Source organism: Pseudoalteromonas sp. TAB23, assembly GCF_000498075.1.
Taxonomy (GTDB): Bacteria; Pseudomonadota; Gammaproteobacteria; order Enterobacterales; family Alteromonadaceae; genus Pseudoalteromonas; species Pseudoalteromonas arctica.
Genome location: NZ_AUTP01000064.1, coordinates 1 through 3214, shown reverse-complemented (window position 1 = coordinate 3214; position 3214 = coordinate 1). Strand labels below are relative to the sequence as shown.

The window sequence follows — 3214 nt, the reverse complement described above, 5'->3', positions numbered from 1 at the left end:
GCCGACACTTTAAAACAAACGCCAGTGCAAGCAGGGGATCGTGACGAGCTGCGTGATATTTTAACTGCTCGCCAAGCGGGTGGGATTATATTTACCACTATTCAAAAGTTTGCACTGTTAGCCGATGAGAAAAGCCATCCTAAGTTGAGTGAACGCCACAATATTGTGGTGATTTCAGATGAAGCTCATCGTAGCCAATATGGCGACAAAGCCAAGTTAAACAGCAAAACAGGCGAATATACCTTTGGTTATTCTAAGCACTTACGCGATGCGTTACCACAAGCGACGTTTATTGGCTTTACTGGCACACCCATTGATGTTGCCGATAAAGATACGCGCGCCGTATTTGGCGATTATGTGTCGGTTTATGATATTCAAGATGCGGTAGACGATGGTGCCACTGTGCCTATTTATTATGAATCACGCCTTGCCAAGCTGGATATCGACCAAACAGACATTGAAAGCTTAAATGATGACGTAGATGAAGTGATTGAGGACGAAGAGGATATTTCGAGCCGAGAAAATACTAAGTCAAAATGGGCAGCGCTTGAAAAACTAGTCGGCAGTGAGCCCAGAGTTAATTTAGTTGCAAAAGACTTAGTGACGCACTTTAGTGAGCGCACTAATACTATGCAGGGCAAAGGCATGATAGTGGCAATGAGCCGCGAAATTTGTGCTGATTTATACAATGCCATAATCGCCATTAAACCCGACTGGCATGATGATGACCCAGCCAAAGGCGCAATTAAAATTGTTATGACAGGCTCAGCGTCAGACAAAGCGAAGCTACAACCGCACATTTACAATAAAGAAACTAAAAAGCTGTTTGAAAAACGCTTTAAAGATGTAAACGACCCACTGCAATTAGTGATAGTACGCGATATGTGGTTAACGGGCTTTGATGCGCCAAATTGCCATACTATGTACATCGACAAACCCATGAAAGGCCATAATTTAATGCAGGCCATTGCCCGCGTTAATCGGGTATTTAAAGACAAGCCCGGTGGTTTAGTGGTCGATTACATTGGTATTGCTAATGAATTAAAAGCCGCGCTGCACACTTACACGAATTCAAACGGTCGTGGTCAGCCTACCCATGATGCCCACGAAGCATTTGCGGTATTACTTGAAAAAATGGATATTGTGCGCGGCATGCTACATGGCTGTGATTACAGTGACTATGAAACCCACGCACTGCAATTATTGCCAAAAGTGATGAATCATATTTTAAGCTTGCCTAACTCGGGCGATGGTAAGCTTGACGGTAAAAAACGCTTTTTAGATGTGATGGCAGCGCTTAGTAAGGCGTACACTTTATGCGGCACGCTAGATGAAGTGGCTCCTCTTAAAACTGAAATTGCCTTTTTTGCCGCAGTAAAAAGCGCACTGGGTAAATTTACTACCGTAGATAAACGTCGCACCGATGAGGATAAAAACACAGCCCTTAAACATATCATCGACAATGCGATTATTGCTGAAGGTGTTGACGATATTTTTAAGCTGGTGGGCTTAGATAAACCTAATATTGGTTTGTTATCGCCTGAGTTTATGGAAGACGTGGCGAACATGAAAGAAAAAAACCTCGCCGTTGATTTACTCGAGCGACTATTACGTGACGAAATAAAAGCGCGAATGAAAACTGATGTAGTCTCAGAGAAAAAATACTCAGACCGTATTCTCGAAACGCTGCGTAAATACCATAACCGCGCTATTGAAACAGCTCAAGTGATTGAAGAGCTGATTAAAATGGCCAAAGATATGGCTGGCGATGCTGAAATGGCTGAAAATTCAGGGTTAAATACCGACGAAATTGCATTTTACCGTGCGCTGATTCAAAACGAATCCGCAGTACGCGAACTTGGTGATGACTCGCTGCGTAGTTTAGCAAAAGAAGTGACCGAAAAGCTGCGTAAGTCGACCACGGTTGATTGGCAGGTGCGCGATAGCGTGCGAGCCAAGTTGCGTAACTTAGTACGTAGAGCATTACGCAAGTTTAAGTACCCGCCAGATAAGGCAGATGAGGCAATCGAGCTGTGTTTAAAGCAAGCCGAAGCGCTTAGTAATAGCTGGACACAAGACTAATGCATTTTAATTATGTAAATCAGCATGTTTTTTGCAAATAAACGCTCTTAGTTCAATGGCAGATATATTTTTATATGTGCACAGTATGTTGTTTGCGTTTAACAACGGTAGTTTGAAGACTCAGCGGTTATATAGAAATAGTATGATTAGGTCCGGACCTAAACCGTGAAGGTCCGGAGTTAAGTTAAAAGGTCCGGACCTTTGAGTAAATATTCTGACTCAGACTTTGCTGATGTACTCGAAACTAAACCCAGCTTATTGCAGCGCAAAAAAGTACTGCCCATCATTACTGATAAATTTAAACGCTTTGTAGATACGTTTATGACAGGGTTTTAAAGGGCTGTAGTAGTGTTTTGTGTAAACCGTCAACGGTTGACGGGTCAATTCTCCACACAACAAATTTAATTTAATTCCTTACTAACTCAAAAATGTGACGATAAAGGGAGGAGGGGGTAACATTACCCCCTCCTTCCTTGTTGCGTATTAAGTATAAGCTTTGGGAAAGGCATTTATAACTAAACAATTAGCGACTGAGCTTTACGTACCCAAGCGACTATTTTAAAACGCTGCGGCGTCATTTTATACCCCGTCAACGGTTGACGGATGATGTATCTACACAAACCTTACTCATGTTTATTGATGCTGCGTAAAGTAATTAAAGAGCACTGCAGCTACTCAAACTTTTTTATTCTGTCGTGGCGGTAGCTTTTAGTTGAATAGCTAGGCGTCATTGTGCTGGATACCGAGGCTTCTATTGATGCACGTAATCCATCAAGTAGCTGTACTTCGTTAGAGTGTTTAAGGTAGTCAATAATGCCGTCGCTGAGAGATTCTATTATCTCTTTGGCTTTTCTAATTTTAAAGTGAGTGCCCTCAGCTAACTTTAGTAAATACGACACGTCTGGAAACTCTTTGCTGTTAGCCAATTTGAGTGCCATTTTATTATCGATGGTTTCGTATATTTTTGTGTGTGTTATATCAAACGGTGGTGAGAGATATATGTTTTTCATATCAGGTGTATATTGCAAGGCAAAGTTTTTTAGATGGGCATCGCCGTTACCAATTAAGCAGGTAAATACAATGTACTTGTACATCCTTTCTACTTCGGCTTGGCTGTTTGTATATATAAGTA

General features: G+C 41.8%; 3 protein-coding genes. 2 read left to right on the top strand and 1 reads right to left on the bottom strand.

Features of this window, described 5'->3' with window-relative positions:
• Together L654_RS0101595 and L654_RS1000000128500 are read left to right on the top strand one after the other, a co-directional pair.
• Positions 1-2082, top strand: a 2082-nt coding sequence (locus L654_RS0101595) for an HsdR family type I site-specific deoxyribonuclease (protein ID WP_024607050.1), incomplete at its 5' end; no start/stop codon positions are given.
• A 201-nt stretch (positions 2083-2283) separates the two neighbouring features.
• Positions 2284-2418, top strand: a complete 135-nt coding sequence (locus L654_RS1000000128500) for a hypothetical protein (RefSeq protein WP_263640613.1) — start codon at positions 2284-2286, stop codon at positions 2416-2418.
• A gap of 335 nt (positions 2419-2753) precedes the next feature.
• On the opposite strand, the gene L654_RS0101585 is transcribed toward L654_RS1000000128500, so the two are convergent.
• On the bottom strand, positions 2754-3214 hold a 461-nt coding region (locus tag L654_RS0101585), incomplete at its 5' end, for a HipA domain-containing protein (RefSeq protein WP_024607049.1).